Here is a 16,777-nt window from a genome sequence, read left to right on the forward strand (position 1 = left end):
AGACCGGTGGCGGCGACCAGCCCCGCCAACGTGGCGGGGCCCGACTCCAGTGCGCTGAGCACCAGAGCGGCCTTGTCGAGAACGCCGACGCCGCTAGAGTTGTCCATGCCCTAAGACTGCAGTCTCATTCCGCGAGACGCAAGTTCAATCTTCCGCGAAAAGCGCCACCCTGGAGGCAGCAGCCCGGGAGACATCCAGGATGCGGCCCCAACAGGCCGTCCGCATCGTGGACACCGATCCGGCGTGCAGGTCGCGCGACGCGAGCCTCACAGGGCGGCGAAAGCACTGACCTCGACGACACGAGAAGGCCGGCAACGCGGCCGGCTGGAGGGAATCCGATGGGACGGACACTCGCAGAGAAGGTCTGGGACGACCACGTCGTGCGGCGCGCGGAGGGCGAGCCCGACCTGCTCTTCATCGACCTGCACCTGCTCCACGAGGTGACCAGCCCGCAGGCCTTCGACGGCCTCCGGCTGGCCGGGCGCAAGGTCCGCCGGACCGATCTGACGATCGCCACCGAGGACCACAACACCCCCACCCTGGACATCGACAAGCCCATCGCGGACCCCGTGTCGCGGGTGCAGCTGGAGACGCTGCGCCGCAACGCCGCCGAGTTCGGCGTCCGGATCCACTCGCTCGGCGACGTCGAGCAGGGTGTCGTGCACGTGGTCGGCCCGCAGCTGGGCCTGACCCAGCCCGGCACCACCGTGGTCTGCGGCGACTCCCACACCTCCACCCACGGCGCGTTCGGCGCCCTGGCGTTCGGCATCGGCACCAGCCAGGTGGAGCACGTGCTGGCCACCCAGACGCTGCCGCTGGCCCCGTTCAAGACCATGGCGATCACCGTCGAGGGCGAGCTGCCCGAGGGCGTGACCGCCAAGGACCTGATCCTGGCGATCATCACCCGGATCGGCACCGGCGGCGGCCAGGGCTACGTCCTGGAGTACCGCGGCTCGGCCATCCGCAGCCTCTCCATGGAGGCCCGGATGACCATCTGCAACATGTCCATCGAGGCGGGCGCCCGGGCCGGCATGATCGCCCCGGACCAGACCACCTTCGACTACCTGGAGGGCCGCCCGCACGCCCCGCAGGGCGAGGACTGGGACGCCGCGGTCGAGTACTGGAAGACCCTGGTCACCGACGAGGACGCGGTCTTCGACCACGAGATCTTCATCGACGCGACCCGGCTGACCCCGTTCGTCACCTGGGGCACCAACCCGGGACAGGGCGCCCCGCTCGGCGCCGACGTGCCGGACCCGGCCTCCTTCGCCGACCCGCAGGAGCGGACCGCCGCCGAGAACGCCCTGAAGTACATGGGCCTGGAGGCCGGCACCCCGCTGCGCGAGGTCAAGGTCGACGCCGTCTTCGTCGGCTCCTGCACCAACGGCCGGATCGAGGACCTCCGGGCCGCCGCGGCCATCCTGGACGGCCGCACCGTCGCCGAGGGCGTGCGGATGCTGGTCGTCCCCGGCTCGGTGCGGGTCGCCCTGCAGGCCGTCGAGGAGGGCCTGGACAAGGTGTTCACCGCCGCCGGCGCCGAGTGGCGCCACGCGGGCTGCTCGATGTGCCTGGGCATGAACCCCGACCAGCTGGCCCCCGGTGAGCGCTGCGCCTCCACCTCGAACCGCAACTTCGAGGGCCGCCAGGGCAAGGGCGGCCGCACCCACCTGGTCTCCCCGCAGGTCGCCGCCGCCACCGCCGTCCTGGGCCGGCTGGCCGCGCCCGCCGATCTCTCGTCCAACGTCGCTGTGGAGGCCTGAGCAGCATGGAGAAGTTCACCACCCACACCGGCCGGGCCGTTCCGCTGCGCCGCAGCAACGTCGACACCGACCAGATCATCCCGGCCCACTGGCTGAAGAAGGTCACCCGTTCCGGTTTCGAGGACGGGCTGTTCGAGGCCTGGCGCAAGGACGAGTCGTTCATCCTCAACCGGCCGGAGCGGCAGGGCGCCACCGTCCTGGTGGCCGGCCCCGAGTTCGGCACCGGCTCCTCCCGTGAGCACGCGGTCTGGGCGTTGCAGAACTACGGTTTCCACGCCGTGATCTCGTCCCGGTTCGCCGACATCTTCCGCGGCAACTCGCTGAAGAACGGCCTGCTCACCGTCGTCCTGCCGCAGGAGACCGTGGAGCGGCTCTGGGCGCTGACCGAGGCCGACCCGACCGCCGAGATCACCGTCGACCTGGAGACCCGCGAGGTCCGCGCCGAGGGCGTCACGGCCTCCTTCGAGCTGGACGACAATGTGCGTTGGCGGCTGCTGAACGGCCTGGACGACATCAGCATCACCCTGCAGAACGAAGGCGACATCGCGGCCTTCGAGGCCACCCGGCCGGCGTTCAAGCCGCGCACTCTGCCGGTCGCCTGAGAGAACCCGCCGAGATCCTGGGAACCGCTTGGGAACAAGCATTCTGACGTTCCGCCGGATGGTCCGTCCCCCCGTCGGGGGGGCGGACCATCCGCCGTTCCGGAGCCGGAGTTCGCCGCCCCGTCCGGCCCCCGATTGCCGATTTGGCATTGCCGCAGAGGGCCCCGGGCAAGCACAACTGCGGGTAGATGGCACAATCAGTACATGCACCGGCACCATGAACCTCCGTACGCGGGCGGCGAACCCGCGTCACCGGAGTCCACGGGCCGGGGATCCGAACGCCGAATTGACGATCGGCCGGACGCCGCCACCTCACCTGCTGAGGGGCCGGACGACCCGGAAGTCGCAGCGCTCTACGCGCTTGTGGCCGAGCGGTTGAAGCAAGCTCACGCCCGCGTGCATGCGCTGAACGTGTCTGCCGATGCAAAGACCGCTCTCACCCGACAACTCCTCATCGTCACGGAGACCGCCAAGCGCGATCTTCCGGGGGCGGCAAGGCGGTTGGCTCGCTTTGTGCAGGACCTCGACGAGGGGCGCCCGCCCGTCGTCTGAGGTCGCCGATGCGCAAATCCATTGCGACACTAGGGTGATTCGCGCGTTTGGTAATTGAAAGTCCGCAGATACATACCTAACGTGCGAAAAGAACGGATGGAATCATCCGGCGCCCGTTTCCGAAGGGGAAGACGTGAACAAGGCTCAGCTTGTCGAAGCGGTGGCCGAGCAGCTGGGCGGTCGCAAGGCTGCCGCAGAGGCCGTCGACGCAGTGCTCGACACCATGGTCCGCGCCGTTGTGGCCGGTGACCGGGTGTCGGTCACCGGTTTTGGCACCTTTGAGAAGGTGGAGCGCTCCGCGCGCTTCGCCCGCAACCCGCAGACCGGCGAGAAGGTCAAGGTCAAGAAGACCTCGGTGCCCCGCTTCCGTCCCGGCCAGGGCTTCAAGGACCTGGTCAGCGGCAGCAAGAAGCTGCCGAAGGAAGGCCCCTCGGTGAAGAAGGCCCCCAAGGGCTCCCTCACCCCGGGCAAGAGCGGCGTCGCCGCGACCCCGGCCGCCAAGCGCGCCGCCACCAAGCGCGCCGCGTCGGCCGCCGCCGCGGCTCCGGCCGCGACCAAGAAGGCCGCCGCGAAGAAGACGGCGACCACCGCCGCCGCCAAGAAGACCACGGCCACCGCCGCCAAGAAGGCGACCGCCACCAAGAAGACCACCACGGCCGCCGCGAAGAAGACCACCGCGACCGCCACCAAGAAGACCGCGGCCGCCGCGAAGAAGACGGCGACCACCGCCGCCGCCAAGAAGACCACGGCCACCGCCGCCAAGAAGGCGACCGCCACGGCCAAGAAGACGGCTCCGGCGAAGAAGACCGCCACCCGCAAGACCACCGCGCGCAAGACCACCGCGAAGTAGTCGACGGACGGCCTTCCAGAGCCGTGGCGCACCTCCACCCGGAGCCCCGGGGGGACGGGCCGCCACGGCTCTTCGGCTTTCGGGCAGGGCGGTGGGGCGTCAGCCCCCGGCCGGGTCCGGGAAGGTCTGCAGCGTCAGGAAGACCACGCGGCGGGCCTCGCCGGCGCCCTCGGTGCGGATCCGCACCCGCTGGCCGGGGCGGAGCAGCCGCAGGCCGCCCGCGTCGAAGGCGGCGGCGTCGAACGGCACCGGGGTCCCGTCGTCGAGCAGCACGGAGCCGGCCCGGGTGGCGGGGTCGAAGGTGAACGCGGTGGCCTGCATGGAAGCAGCATAGCGAGGGGTACCGACAGAGCCGGGCGCTGTCTCAGCCGTGTTCGGCGGGCGCGCCCGGGGCGTAGCCGAGCCGGGCCGACAGGGCGCGGGTGTGCGGGCCGACGCCGAGTGCCAGAGCCTCGCCGAGGTCGGCACCGGTGTCGACGTCCCGGCGCACCGACTCCACGCCGTCCAGCCGCAGTTCGCGGGCGCCGCCGGACGCGTGCCGGGCCCGCGAGCCGTCACCGAAGGCGGGGGAGAGCGGGCTGCCGGGGGCACAGGCGAGCAGGGTGGTGCCCAGTCCCGGGGCGTCGGCCAGGAACGCCCGGCCGGCCGGCGGTACGGCTGCCAGCACCCGGGCCAGTTCGGCCGGGCGCAGCGCCGGAAGGTCCGCCGAGAGCGCGGCCAGCGGGGCGCGCGGCGCGAGCGCCAGCGCGGCCGCCGCGCCGTGCGCCAGTGCGTGGTTGAGTCCGCCGCCCGGCTCGTCGCCTACCACGACGGCGCCGAGCGCGGCCAGCCGCCGGGCGGCCGTGGCGTCCCGGGTGACCACCAGGACCCGGGCCACCCCGGGCGTGGCCAGCGCGGCGCCGACGGTGTCCAGGGCGAAGCAGAGTGCCAGGTCCGGGCGGTGCTCACCGGCGAACGGGGCCAGCCGCGTCTTCGCCAGGGCTAGCGGCTTGAGTGGCAGCACCAGCGACCAGCCGGCGGTGGGTGCGGCGGGCGCGACGGGCCCGCTGGGGCGTACGGTGTCCTGGGTCATCGGCGTCATTGTGACGCCGGTCCCGGAACCCTCGCCAGGCCGTCCGAGCTGTGCGGACGTGCGTTTGGTCACGCCCGCCCCGACGTGCTGGCGGGGTTGCTCGACAGCCGGTTCGCGGTCGGGCGAGACTGTTCCGCGCTCCGGGCCCCCGAACAGGGGGGTCGCGGATGGCGAGAGACTGCGGCACCCCACGTGCCGCACCGGATGAGGAGGACCTGGGGTGGCCCGCCGCTCGTATGCCAGCTTCGGCAACGCCGACTACGGCGTCTGGTACCGCTTCGCGGCCGTGCTGGTGAAGCCGGTGACGACCGCGCTGGTGAAGCCCGACTGGCGGGGCTGGGAGCACCTTCCGCAGGAGGGTGGCTTCATCGCCGCGGTCAACCACAACTCGATCATCGACCCGGTGATCTACGCGCACTGGCAGTACAACAGCGGGCGCCCGCCGCGGATGCTCGGCAAGTCCTCGGTGTTCTCGGTGCCGTTCATCGGCTTCATGCTCCGCAAGACCCGCCAGATCCCGGTGTTCCGGGAGTCGACCGACGCCGCGCGGGCGTTCCGGGCCGCGGTCGACGCGGTGAACGACGGCCAGTGCGTGCAGTTCTACCCCGAGGGGACGCTCACCCGGGACCCGGACCTGTGGCCGATGACGGGCAAGACCGGCGTGGCCCGGGTCGCACTGATGACCGGCGCGCCGGTCATCCCGGTGGCGCACTGGGGTGCGCAGGAGATCATCCCGCCGTACGGCAGAGGCGCCTCCGGCAAGGGCAGATTCAACCTGTTCCCGCGGCACAAGGTGACGGTGGCGGCCGGCCCGGCCGTGGACCTGAGCAGGTACGCGGGCCAGGAGCTCACCTCGCAGGTGCTCCGGGACGCCACCGAGGACATCATGCGGGCGATCACCGACGTGCTGGCCGGAATCCGCGGCGAGGAGCCGCCGGCCGAGCGCTTCGACATGAGGACGGCGGCCCGGCAGCGGGCCACGACGGCCGCGGCCGAGCGGCATCGGGCCGCGGGCAAGCGCGGCAACGGTACCGAGGAGGCCGGCAAGTGACCCGATGCGCCGTGTTCGGGACGGGTTCCTGGGGGACCGCGTTCGCGATGGTGCTGGCCGACGCCGGCTGTGAGGTGGTGCTCTGGGGCCGCCGCCAGGAGCTGGCCGACGCCGTCAACGCCACCCACACCAACCCGGACTACCTGCCGGGCGTGGAGCTTCCGGCCTCGGTCCGGGCCACCACCGACGCCGCGGAGGCGCTGGCCGGCGCCGACTTCGCGGTGCTCGTGGTGCCCTCGCAGACGCTGCGCGAGAACCTCGCGGCCTGGGCACCGCTGATCGAGCCGCAGACCGTGCTGGTCAGCCTGATGAAGGGCATCGAACTCGGCACCGCCAAGCGGATGAGCGAGGTCATCGAGGAGGTCACCAAGGTCGGCCCGGAGCGGGTCGCGGTGGTCAGCGGCCCGAACCTGGCCCGGGAGATCGCCAACCGGCAGCCCGCCGCGAGCGTGGTGGCCTGCACCGACGAGGCCGTCGCCAAGCGCCTCCAGGCCGCCTGCCACACCCCGTACTTCCGCCCGTACACCAACACCGACGTGATCGGCTGCGAGCTGGGCGGCGCGGTGAAGAACGTGATCGGCCTGGCGGTCGGCATGGCCAACGGCATGGGGCTCGGCGACAACACCAAGGCGACCCTGATCACCCGCGGACTGGCCGAGACCACCCGGCTGGGGACGGCCCTAGGCGCCGACCCGCACACCTTCGCCGGGCTCGCCGGGATGGGCGACCTGGTGGCGACCTGCTCCTCGCCGCTGTCGCGCAACAACACCTTCGGTACCAACCTGGGCCGCGGGATGTCGCTGGCCGAGACCATCGCGGCCACCCGGCAGACCGCCGAGGGCGTCAAGTCCTGCGAGTCGGTGCTCGACCTGGCCCGGCGCAGCGGCGTCGACATGCCGATCGTCGAGGCCGTGGTGGACGTGGTGCACAACGGGCGCCCCACCCAGGAGGCGTTGCAGGCCCTGATGTCCCGTTCGGCCAAGGCGGAACGGCACTGAGCCGGTCCGTCCAGGGTGGCTGACTTTCCGGAAACACCCCGCACGGTACTCTCAAACGCGATATGAGCATCGAACAGACCTCCCAGAACCCGTCCGCGAAGCCGCGCGTAGCGATCGTCTTCGGTGGCCGCAGCTCCGAGCACGCCATCTCGGTCTCCACCGCGGGCAGCGTGCTGAGGGCGATCGACCGCGAGAAGTACGACGTGCTGCCGATCGGCATCACCCACGAGGGCCGTTGGGCGCTGGTCAGCGACGAGCCCGCCCGGATGGCCATCACCGACGGCCGGCTGCCGGACGTCGCCCAGGTCGCCGAGGCCCTCGACGGCCAGGTCGCGCTGCCGGTCAGCCCGGGCAGCCGCGAGGTGGTCTGGAGCGAGCCCGGAGCCGCTCCCAAGGCGCTCGGCGAGGTCGACGTGGTCTTCCCGCTGCTGCACGGCCCCTGGGGCGAGGACGGCACCCTTCAGGGGCTGCTGGAGCTCTCCGGCGTGCCGTACGTCGGCAACGGCGTGCTCTCCAGCGCGGTCGGCATGGACAAAGAGTTCACCAAGCGGATCCTGGCCTCGCACGGCCTGGGCGTCGGCCGCTACACCATCGTCCGCCCGCGCGAGTGGGAGACCGAGGCCGGCCGGGCCGGCGTCCGCGAGCGGGCCGCCGGGCTGGGTCTGCCGCTCTTCGTCAAGCCGTGCCGGGCCGGCTCCAGCATGGGCATCACGAAGGTCAAGGACCTCGCCGACCTCGACGCCGCGATCGAGGAGGCCCGCCGCCACGACCCCAAGCTGATCATCGAGGCCGGCGTTTCCGGCCGCGAGATCGAGTGCGGGGTGCTGGAGTTCGAGGACGGTCCGCGGGCCAGCGTGCCGGCCGAGGTGCTGGTCGGCGGCGACTACGAGTTCTACGACTTCGAGGCCAAGTACATCGACTCCTCCGAGGTCCGCGTCCCCGCGGAGCTCACCGGGGCGGAGACGGCCGAGATCCGCCGCCAGGCGGTCGTGGCGTTCGAGGCGCTCGGTTGCGAGGGCCTCGCCCGGGTCGACTTCTTCCTGCTGGACGACGGCAGCTGGATGATCAACGAGATCAACACCATGCCCGGCTTCACCCCGATCTCGGCCTACCCGAAGATGTGGGAGGCCACCGGGCTGTCGTACCCGGAGCTGATCGACCGGCTGCTCCAGGCGGCGCTGCGCCGCTCGACCGGTCTGCGGTAACCACGCGCACGAACGGACGAAGGGCGGGCCGGGAAGCTCCCGGCCCGCCCTTCGCGCGGGTGCCCTGCCGTCGGTCCCGCTGTCGGCCCCGGTGTCGTCCCCGCCTACGGGATGCTGGCCTTCACCAGGTCGGAGAGGGCGGAGACCGGGTCCAGCGGGTTGGTGAACGCGCCGGCGGGGACGGTGATCTCGACGTAGGCCTTGCGCATCACCGAGGTGTACCGGTAGCCGCCGTCGTCCAGCTTCTGCGGCCACCAGGTCAGGTCGTTGATGGTGGGGGACCAGTCCGACGCGGCGGGGCCGTTCAGCGCCTCCGGGCGGTCCACGCCGCAACGCAGCACGGTGCGCGGCGAGCTGGCCCAGGCGGCCACGTACGGGGAGGCCGGCGACGGGTCCTTGCGGGCGTGGCCGAGCAGCTCCTGCGGCAGCGAGGCGGCGAGCGCCTGGCAGTACCCGGCCGCCCTGCCCGTCGGCTCGGGCACGTCGATCTTCGCGGGCGCGCTCCAACTGCCGAGCAGCACCACCACGGTGCAGCTCAGCGCGAGCGGCAGCGCCAGCCACCGGACCGGGGCCGGCAGTGCCGCCAGGAAACGGGGGACGCGGAGTTGTCGGGCCACCCGCCGATGGTAGCCGGGCCTACAGGTGGACCACCGGACAGGTGAGGGTGCGGGTGATGCCCTCGACCTGCTGGACCTTGGCCACGACCAGGCGGCCGAGGTCGTCCACGGTCTCGGCCTCGGCCCGCACGATCACGTCGTAGGGGCCGGTGACGTCCTCGGCCTGGAGGACGCCGGGGATCTTGGAGATGGCCTCGGCCACGGCGGTGGCCTTGCCGACCTCGGTCTGGATCAGGATGTATGCCTGTACCACGGAAGGACCTCCCGGCGGCTGGGTACGCGGATAGCCGCCGTGATCGCCCGGTCGCATCAGGGTGGGAGGCGGGCTCACCGGCAGTCTGATCACCACGCTACCGCGCAGCGGGCCGGGGAGGGGAGACCTCTGCACCTCCGGAGGGCGTACGCTGCGCGCGGGGGTGCGCGGACAACGAGTTCTGATGGAAACGCGAGAGGACGGCAGATGCAGGGGACCGTGGGCGAGCTCGGCGAGTTCGGCCTCATCAGGGAGCTGACCGCCCGGGTACCGCTCACCGACGCGGTCGACCTCGGCCCGGGCGACGACGCCGCCGTGGTGAAGGCGCCGGACGGCCGGGTGGTGGCCACCACGGACGTGCTGATCGAGAACCGGCACTTCCGCCGGGACTGGTCGACCGCCTACGACGTGGGCCGCAAGGCCGCCGCCCAGAACCTCGCCGACGTGGCGGCGATGGGCGCGGTGCCGACCGCGATACTGCTCGGTCTGGTCGCCCCCGCCGACCTGCCCACCACCTGGGCCACCGAGCTGATGGACGGGCTGCGCGACGAGTGCCAGGTGGCCGGCGCGACGGTGGTCGGCGGCGATGTGGTGCGCGGCGATGTCATCACGCTGGCCATCACGGCGCTCGGAGATCTTCAGGGGCGCGCGCCGGTGACGCGCGCCGGGGCTCAGGTGGGCGACGTGGTCGCGGTCACCGGCTGGCTCGGCTGGTCCGCCGCCGGGCTGACCGTGCTCCAGCGCGGCTTCCGCTCGCCGCGCGCCTTCGTCGAGGCGCACCGCCGGCCCGAGCCGCCGTACCACGCGGGCCCGGCCGCCTCCGAGTTGGGCGCCACCGCGATGGTCGACGTGAGCGACGGGCTGGTGGCCGACCTCGGACACGTCGCCCGGGCCAGCGGCGTGGACATCGACCTGCGCGCCGCCGACTTCGACGTCCCGGCCCAGATGGCCGACATCGGCCAGGCGGTCGGGGTGGACCCGCTGGTCTGGGTGCTCTCCGGCGGCGAGGACCACGCGATCGTGGCGACCTTCCCCCGTGGTGTCCAACTCCCGGCCCGCTGGCGGGTGGTGGGCGAGGTGACGGCCCGCGCCCGGGCGGCCCGCGGCGGCCGGGTGACGGTGGACGGCGCGGCCTGGGACCGGGTCGGCGGCTGGGACCACTTCGCCGAGTGACCGGCCCGCCCGGGGGCGGCCGGCGTTTCGGCGGCCGGTGCCCGGGGGCGGACGGCGCGCGGCGCTCCGGCGTGCGGAGCACGGGCCGCGGCGGGCGGACGCGTAGGCTTGCGCCGAACCCAGCCCGCCCGCTCGTCCGGCGCGGGTGGTCTGAACCACTGCGGAGCGGGAGAGCACAGCCACCATGCGCATCGGTGTCCTGACCAGCGGCGGCGACTGCCCCGGCCTCAACGCGGTGATCCGCTCGGTGGTGCACCGGGGCACGGACGTGCACGGCGACGAGATCGTCGGCATCGAGGACGGCTTCCTCGGCCTGATCGAGGGCCGCACCCGGCCGATCTCGCACGACGACGTCACCGGTCTGCTGACCCTCGGCGGCACCATCCTCGGCTCGGCCCGGGTCCAGCGCGAGCGGATCGCCTGGGCGGTGGAGAACGCGCAGGCCCTCGCCCGGACCATCGGCATCGACGCGCTGATCGCGATCGGCGGCGAGGGCACGCTCACCGCGGCCAAGATGTTCAGCGACGCCGGGCTGCCGGTGGTCGGGGTCCCGAAGACCATCGACAACGACATCGACGCGACCGACGTCACCTTCGGCTTCGACACCGCGGTGCACGTCGCGACCGACGCGATCGACCGGCTGAAGACCACCGCCGAATCACACCAGCGGGTGATGGTGGTGGAGTTGATGGGCCGGCACACCGGCTGGATCACCCTCACCGCCGGCATGGCGGGCGGTGCGCACGGCATCCTGATCCCGGAGAAGCCGTTCGACATCGAGGCGGTGGCCCGGATGGTCGAGGACCGCTTCTCCCGCGGCAAGAAGTTCGCCATCATCGCCGTCGCCGAGGGCGCCGCCCCGCTGCCCGGCACCATGCGCTTCGACCACGGCGACGTCGACCAGTTCGGCCACCAGACCTTCGGGGGGATCGGCAACCGCCTCGCCCACGAGCTGGAGAACCTGCTCGGCAAGGAGGCCCGGCCGGTCATCCTCGGTCACACCCAGCGCGGCGGCGCCCCCACCGCCCGCGACCGGGTGCTCGCCTCCCGGTTCGGCTGGCACGCGGTGGAGGCCGTCCACCAGGGCGCGTTCGGCCACTTCACCGCGTTGCGCGGCAACGACGTCGTGCTGGTGCCGGTCGCCGAGGCGATCACCCGGCTCAAGACCGTGCCGCAGGACCGCTGGGCGGAATCGGAGGCCGTGCTCTGACCGGGCGGGGGTAGGTTGACCTCATGGTTTCGACTGCACCCCCCAGCGTGGCGCCCGCTCGCACGGCACCTCCGCGCGTCCTGACGGTGGCCGGCTCCGACTCCGGCGGCGGCGCGGGCATCCAGGCCGACCTGAAGGCGATGCTCGCCCTCGGCGTCCACGGCATGAGCGTGATCACCGCCGTCACCGCGCAGAACTCGGTCGGCGTCCAGGGGTACTGGGAGCTGCCGGCCGAGGCCGTCCGGGCCCAGTTCCGCAGCGTGGTGGACGACATCGGCGTCCAGGCCGTGAAGACCGGCATGCTCGCCTCGACCGAGCTGGTCGAGACCGTCTCCGAACTCCTGGCCGGGGTGGACGCCCCGGTGGTGGTCGACCCGGTCGGCGTCTCCAAGCACGGCGACGCGCTGCTGGCCGCCGAGGCCGTCGCCACCGTCCGGGAGAAGCTGCTGCCGGTCGCCACCCTCGCCACACCCAACCTGCACGAGGTGACGCAGATCACCGGCCGCACCGTCGAGGACGAGGGCCAGATGCTGGACGCGGCCAAGGCACTGCTCGACCTCGGGCCGCGCTGGGTGCTGGTCAAGGGCGGGCACCTGGACGGGGAGGCCGCCGACCTGCTCTACGGCGGGGCGGGGGAGGAGTACTGGTACCGCGCGCCGCGCCTCGACAACCGGCACACCCACGGCACCGGCTGCACGCTGGCCAGCGCGATCGCCGCCGGGCTGGCCAAGGGCGAGCCGCTGCCGGAGGCGGTGGCCTCGGCCAAGGAGTACATCACCGGCGCGATCGCCGCGGGCTTCGCGCTGGGCGCCGGCATCGGCCCGGTCGACCACGCCTGGCGCTGGCGCTGAGAGCGCCGCCGCCGGAACCGCTCCGGAAACGGATGACGGGCGGGCCCGAGGGCCCGCCCGTCAACCGAGGTCGGTACGGCACCGGAATACAGAAAGCCGGTCCATCCGAGGATGAACCGGCTGACTGGAGGACCGGCGTACCGGTCTGCGCGTCAGCGCGAGACCTTACCGGCCTTGATGCACGAGGTGCAGACGTTGAGCCGCTTCGGCGTCCGCCCAATCACAGCGCGCACCGTCTGGATGTTGGGGTTCCAACGACGGGGGGTACGGCGGTGAGAGTGGGAGATGCTGTTGCCGAAGCCCGGCCCCTTGCCGCAGACGTCGCAGTTGGCAGCCACAGGAGTCACTCCAAGACTTCAGATCATTTACGTTCGAAACCCCGCCGACCCACCGGAGCACTCACGTGAACCAGACCGGACCAAGGGGGTGAGCCTGGACTGTTCCAGGCAACCGGAAGAGCATACAACGCTTGCTTCCGTTCAACGAAACTACCACGACCGCGCAGGTGATCGCTGCGTCCGCTGCCCCCGGCACCCGCCCCCGGCCACCGATAATCTGCCGGTATCACCCCTCGCCGCTGTCCTGAAGGTGTTGCTGCCCCCCAGGCCATCACGGCGTCCCATCCGGAGGAGACCTGGTGCTGCACACGCTCGACGCCCCGGCCGTGCGCAGCTGGTGCCAGCTGGCCCTGCGTGCGCTCGGCCAGGCCCGCGAGGAGATCGACGCACTCAACGTCTACCCCGTCCCGGACGGCGACACCGGCACCAACCTGTACCTGACCGTCGAGTCGGCCGCCGCCGCCGTGGAGAGCCGCTTCACCGACCCGGAAGCCGGGCCGGCGCCAGGCCTCGCCGAGACCGCCCGGGCGATGGCCCGCGGCGCGCTGATCGGCGCGCGCGGCAACTCCGGGGTGATCCTCGCCCAGTGGCTGCGCGGCACCGCCGAGACGCTGGCCGAGGGCGGCGGCGCCGACCAGCTGCGGGCCGCCCTCCAGCGGGCCGCCGACTCCGCCTACCAGGCCGTCGCCGAGCCGGTCGAGGGGACGCTGCTGACCGTCGCCCGGGTCGCCGCCCGGGAGGCCGTCGGGGCCGGGGACGGCCTCGCCCAGGTCGCCGACACCGCCTACCGGGCCGCCCGGGACGCCCTGCGGCACACCCCCGAGCAGCTGCCCGTCCTGGCCGAGGCCGGGGTGGTGGACGCCGGCGGGCGCGGCCTGGTCGCCGTCCTCGGCGCCCTCGCCGACGCCGTCGCCGGGCACCAGCCGATGGGCCCGGTCGCGCTGCGCGGGGACGTCCGGATCGCGGAGAGCTGCGAGAGCCACGTCCGGCCGCCCGGCCCCGGCCACCCCGCCTTCGAGGTGATCTACCTGCTGGACGCCCCCGACACGGCGCTGCCGGCGCTGCGCGAGCGGCTCGCCGGGCTCGGCGACTCGCTGGTGGTCGGCGGCGGCGACGGCCTCTGGAACGTCCACGTGCACGTGGACGACGCGGGCGCCGCCGTCGAGGCCGGGGTCGAGGCCGGGCGGCCGCACCAGATCCGGATCACCCACTTCGCCGAGGCCGCCGCCCGCTCCGGCACCGCCGACGACCGGGGCGAGCGCGAGGAGCGCACCCGCGCGGTGCTGTCGGTGGTCTCCGGCGCGGGCCTGGCCGAACTCTGCGAGCAGGCCGGCGCCGTCGTCCTGCACGCCGACCCGGACCGCCCGCCGGCCAGCGCCGAACTGGCCGCCGCCGTCCGCCGGGCCGGCGCCCGCGAGGTCGTGCTGCTCCTCAACGACCCCGAACTGCGGGCCGCCGCCGGCGCCGCCGCCGACCAGCTGCGGGAGGAGGGCGTACGGATCGCCGTGCTGCCCACCCGTTCGCCGGTGCAGGGCCTGGCCGCGCTCGCCGTGCACGAGGCCGGCCGGCGCTTCGACGAGGACGTGGTCGCCATGACCTCCGCCGCCGGCGCCACCCGGTACGCCGAACTCGCCGTCGCCGAGGGGGAGTCCTGGACGATGGCCGGGGTCTGCCAGGCAGGGGACGTGCTCGGGCTGATCGACGGGGACGTCGTGGTGATCGGCACCGGACCGGCCGAGGTCGGGACGATGGTGCTGGACCGGATGCTCGGCGCGGGCGGCGAACTGGTCACCCTGATCCTCGGCCAGGGCGCCCCGCAGGGCCTCGCCGACCAGCTGGTCGCGCACGCCCGGCACCGGCGGCCCGAGGTCGACGCGGTGGTCTTCCACGGCGGGCAGGGATCCGCGCCGGTGCTCATCGGCGTGGAGTAGCCCGGCTGGGCCGTGCCCGGATTGTCGGTCCGGTGGTGTAAACAAGGGCCTGATGGGCGCTCTCGATGAACCACTGACCAAGCTCGTCGGCGACCGGACCGCCAAGGTGCTCGCCGACAGCCTCAAGCTGCGCACGGTCGGGGACCTGCTGCACCACTATCCGCGCCGCTACGTCGAACGCGGCCAGCTCACCAGCCTGGACGAGCTGGAGATCGACGAGCACGTCACCGTGCTGGCCCGGATCGAGAAGGTCACCCTGATCCCGTTCCGCGGCCGCAAGGGCGACCGCCTGGAGGTGGTCGTCACCGACGGCCGCAGCCGGCTCTCGCTGGTCTTCTTCAACCAGGGCTGGCGGCAGAAGGAGCTCAAGGCCGGCGCCCAGGGCCTGTTCGCCGGCAAGGTCGGGGTCTTCAACCGCACCCGCCAGCTCGTCTCGCCGGACTACCAGCTCCTCGACGAGGAGGCAGGGTCCGACGCCGCCCGGCAGTTCGCCGGCCGGCTCATCCCGGTCTACGGCGCCAGCGCCCAGATGCCCAGCTGGAAGCTGTCCATCTGCATCGAGACGGCCCTCACCAAGCACCTCGGCGACGTCGGCGAGCCGCTGCCGGCCGAGCTGCGCGAGCGGCACGACCTGATCCCGCTGCCCGAGGCACTGGAGCTGATCCACCGCCCGCGCAGCCAGGCCGACCGCGAGCGCGCCCAGAGCCGGCTGCGCTGGGACGAGGCGTTCGTCCTCCAGGTCGCGCTCGCCCAGCGCCGGGCCGCCGACTCCGCCCTGCCCGCCAAGCCGCGCCGGGCCCGCGAGGGCGGCCTGCTCGACGCCTTCGACGCCCGGCTCCCGTTCACCCTCACCGAGGGCCAGGAGAAGGTCTCCGCCGAGATCGCCGCCGACCTGGCGAGCGAGCACCCGATGCACCGGCTGCTCCAGGGCGAGGTCGGCTCGGGCAAGACACTGGTCGCGCTGCGCGCCATGCTCGCCGTGGTGGACGCGGGCGGCCAGGCCGTGCTGCTGGCGCCCACCGAGGTGCTGGCCCAGCAGCACCACCGCTCGATCGTCGAGATGATGGGGGACCTGGCCGAGGGCGGCATGCTCGGCGGCTCCGACCTCGGCACCCGGGTGGTGCTGCTGACCGGCTCGATGGGCGTCCCGGCCCGGCGCCAGGCGCTGCTGGACATGGCCTGCGGGGACGCGGGCATCGCGATCGGCACCCACGCGCTGATCGAGGACAAGGTGCAGTTCCAGGACCTCGGCCTGGTCGTGGTGGACGAGCAGCACCGCTTCGGGGTCGAGCAGCGCGACGCGCTGCGCGCCAAGGGCGAGCAGCCGCCGCACCTGCTGGTGATGACGGCGACGCCGATCCCGCGCACCGTCGCGATGACCGTCTTCGGGGACTTGGAGACGTCCGTACTGGACCAGCTGCCGGCCGGCCGCTCGCCGATCTCCACCCATGTCGTCCCGGCCGTGGAGAAGCCCAACTTCCTGGCCCGGGCCTGGGAGAGGGTCCGCGAGGAGGTGGCCAAGGGCCACCAGGCGTACGTGGTCTGCCCCCGGATCGGGGACGAGGAGCCCGCCGACCCGAAGGCGGCGAAGAAGAAGCGCCAGGCCTCCGCGGCAGAGGACGACCTGGAGGACGTGGGCGCCGCGAGCGACGAACGGCGGCCGCCGCTCTCCGTGGTGGAGACCGCGGAGATGCTGGTGAAGGGCCCGCTGGCCGGGCTGCGGGTGGAGATCCTGCACGGCCGGCTGGCGCCCGACGCCAAGGACGAGGTGATGCGCCGGTTCGCGGCCGGCGAGCTGGACGTCCTGGTGGCCACCACGGTGATCGAGGTCGGGGTGAACGTCCCGAACTCCACCGCGATGGTGATCATGGACGCCGACCGCTTCGGCGTCTCCCAGCTGCACCAGCTGCGCGGCCGGGTCGGGCGAGGCAGCGCGCCCGGCCTCTGCCTGCTGGTCAGCGACATGCCGGCGGCCAGCCCCGCCCGGGCCCGGCTGGACGCGGTGGCCGGCACGCTGGACGGCTTCGAGCTGTCCCGGATCGACCTCGAACAGCGCCGTGAGGGCGATGTGCTGGGCCAGGCGCAGTCCGGGGTGAAGTCCTCGCTGAAGGTGCTCTCGGTGCTGGAGGACGAGGAGGTCATCGTGACCGCCCGGGCCGAGGCCACCCGGCTGGTCGCCGAGGACCGGGAGCTGGCCGCCCACGCGGACCTGCGGACCGCGCTGGAGAGCCTGCTCGACGCGGACCGCGCCGCCTACATGGAGAAGGGCTGACCGCGGCCGGCGCCGGCCGATTGTCAGACCCCCGCGAGAGAA

Annotated in this window: 17 protein-coding genes and 1 pseudogene; 12 read left to right on the forward strand and 6 right to left on the reverse strand. The window is 73.0% G+C overall.

Annotated features, from left to right (window positions below; genetic code table 11):
- Positions 1–107, reverse strand: a pseudogene (locus ACZ3YO_RS35890) (IclR family transcriptional regulator); the annotation flags it as partial.
- Between the two features lie 231 nt (positions 108–338).
- On the opposite strand from ACZ3YO_RS35890, the gene leuC reads away from it, so the two are divergent.
- The 4 genes from leuC (at position 339) to ACZ3YO_RS35910 (ending at position 3,764) form a co-directional block, all read left to right on the forward strand.
- Positions 339–1,760, forward strand: a complete 1,422-nt coding sequence (gene leuC, locus ACZ3YO_RS35895) for a 3-isopropylmalate dehydratase large subunit (protein ID WP_465577939.1) — start codon at positions 339–341, stop codon at positions 1,758–1,760.
- A 5-nt stretch (positions 1,761–1,765) separates the two neighbouring features.
- On the forward strand, positions 1,766–2,362 hold the full coding sequence (gene leuD, locus ACZ3YO_RS35900) for a 3-isopropylmalate dehydratase small subunit (protein ID WP_465577941.1): 597 nt from the start codon (positions 1,766–1,768) through the stop codon (positions 2,360–2,362).
- Between the two features lie 285 nt (positions 2,363–2,647).
- Entirely contained in the window at positions 2,648–2,914 is a 267-nt protein-coding gene (locus ACZ3YO_RS35905) for an SCO5555 family protein (RefSeq protein ID WP_465552180.1), read from the forward strand.
- Between the two features lie 133 nt (positions 2,915–3,047).
- Positions 3,048–3,764 carry an HU family DNA-binding protein gene (locus ACZ3YO_RS35910; protein WP_396325449.1) on the forward strand — a complete coding sequence of 239 codons (717 nt, stop codon included), beginning with the start codon at positions 3,048–3,050 and terminating at the stop codon, positions 3,762–3,764.
- A 99-nt stretch (positions 3,765–3,863) separates the two neighbouring features.
- Here ACZ3YO_RS35910 and ACZ3YO_RS35915 read toward each other — a convergent pair whose 3' ends face one another.
- Together ACZ3YO_RS35915 and cofC are read right to left on the reverse strand one after the other, a co-directional pair.
- On the reverse strand, positions 3,864–4,085 hold the full coding sequence (locus tag ACZ3YO_RS35915) for a hypothetical protein (protein WP_396325450.1): 222 nt from the start codon (positions 4,083–4,085) through the stop codon (positions 3,864–3,866).
- Positions 4,086–4,128: 43 nt separating this feature from the next.
- A complete protein-coding gene (cofC, locus tag ACZ3YO_RS35920) occupies positions 4,129–4,836 on the reverse strand; it encodes a 2-phospho-L-lactate guanylyltransferase (protein ID WP_465577944.1) in 708 nt (235 codons plus the stop codon).
- Between the two features lie 220 nt (positions 4,837–5,056).
- Between cofC and ACZ3YO_RS35925 the strand changes: the two genes are divergently transcribed.
- From ACZ3YO_RS35925 to ACZ3YO_RS35935, 3 genes are all read left to right on the forward strand, one after another.
- Positions 5,057–5,887, forward strand: coding sequence for a lysophospholipid acyltransferase family protein (locus ACZ3YO_RS35925; RefSeq protein ID WP_465577946.1), 831 nt, complete (start codon positions 5,057–5,059; stop codon positions 5,885–5,887).
- The gene (locus ACZ3YO_RS35930; protein WP_465577948.1) at positions 5,884–6,885 is read left to right on the forward strand and encodes an NAD(P)H-dependent glycerol-3-phosphate dehydrogenase; all 1,002 of its coding nucleotides are present in this window, start codon (positions 5,884–5,886) and stop codon (positions 6,883–6,885) included. The genes ACZ3YO_RS35925 and ACZ3YO_RS35930 overlap by 4 nt, the downstream gene beginning before the upstream one ends.
- A gap of 62 nt (positions 6,886–6,947) precedes the next feature.
- A complete protein-coding gene (locus ACZ3YO_RS35935; RefSeq protein WP_465552157.1) occupies positions 6,948–8,090 on the forward strand; it encodes a D-alanine--D-alanine ligase family protein in 1,143 nt (380 codons plus the stop codon).
- Between the two features lie 104 nt (positions 8,091–8,194).
- Here the strand turns inward: ACZ3YO_RS35935 and ACZ3YO_RS35940 are convergent, their stop codons facing one another.
- Positions 8,195–8,707, reverse strand: a complete 513-nt coding sequence (locus ACZ3YO_RS35940; protein ID WP_465577950.1) for a DUF3515 domain-containing protein — start codon at positions 8,705–8,707, stop codon at positions 8,195–8,197.
- Positions 8,708–8,726: 19 nt separating this feature from the next.
- Complete coding sequence (locus ACZ3YO_RS35945) at positions 8,727–8,960, reverse strand: Lrp/AsnC family transcriptional regulator (RefSeq protein ID WP_396325456.1); 234 nt, start codon at positions 8,958–8,960, stop codon at positions 8,727–8,729.
- 207 nt (positions 8,961–9,167) lie between these two features.
- Here ACZ3YO_RS35945 and ACZ3YO_RS35950 point away from each other — a divergent pair, with 207 nt between their 5' ends.
- The 3 genes from ACZ3YO_RS35950 (at position 9,168) to thiD (ending at position 12,194) form a co-directional block, all read left to right on the forward strand.
- A complete protein-coding gene (locus ACZ3YO_RS35950; RefSeq protein WP_465552153.1) occupies positions 9,168–10,133 on the forward strand; it encodes a thiamine-phosphate kinase in 966 nt (321 codons plus the stop codon).
- 184 nt (positions 10,134–10,317) lie between these two features.
- Positions 10,318–11,343, forward strand: coding sequence for an ATP-dependent 6-phosphofructokinase (locus ACZ3YO_RS35955; RefSeq protein ID WP_465577953.1), 1,026 nt, complete (start codon positions 10,318–10,320; stop codon positions 11,341–11,343).
- Positions 11,344–11,366: 23 nt separating this feature from the next.
- Positions 11,367–12,194 carry a bifunctional hydroxymethylpyrimidine kinase/phosphomethylpyrimidine kinase gene (gene thiD / locus ACZ3YO_RS35960; RefSeq protein WP_465577955.1) on the forward strand — a complete coding sequence of 276 codons (828 nt, stop codon included), beginning with the start codon at positions 11,367–11,369 and terminating at the stop codon, positions 12,192–12,194.
- 152 nt (positions 12,195–12,346) lie between these two features.
- On the opposite strand, the gene rpmB is transcribed toward thiD, so the two are convergent.
- Complete coding sequence (gene rpmB / locus ACZ3YO_RS35965) at positions 12,347–12,532, reverse strand: 50S ribosomal protein L28 (RefSeq protein ID WP_014138233.1); 186 nt, start codon at positions 12,530–12,532, stop codon at positions 12,347–12,349.
- Positions 12,533–12,831: 299 nt separating this feature from the next.
- Between rpmB and ACZ3YO_RS35970 the strand changes: the two genes are divergently transcribed.
- Together ACZ3YO_RS35970 and recG are read left to right on the forward strand one after the other, a co-directional pair.
- Complete coding sequence (locus ACZ3YO_RS35970) at positions 12,832–14,463, forward strand: DAK2 domain-containing protein (RefSeq protein ID WP_465577957.1); 1,632 nt, start codon at positions 12,832–12,834, stop codon at positions 14,461–14,463.
- A gap of 52 nt (positions 14,464–14,515) precedes the next feature.
- Complete coding sequence (recG, locus tag ACZ3YO_RS35975) at positions 14,516–16,735, forward strand: ATP-dependent DNA helicase RecG (protein ID WP_465577959.1); 2,220 nt, start codon at positions 14,516–14,518, stop codon at positions 16,733–16,735.
- Positions 16,736–16,777 lie beyond the last annotated feature (42 nt).

Source organism: Kitasatospora sp. NPDC022785 (assembly GCF_055561295.1).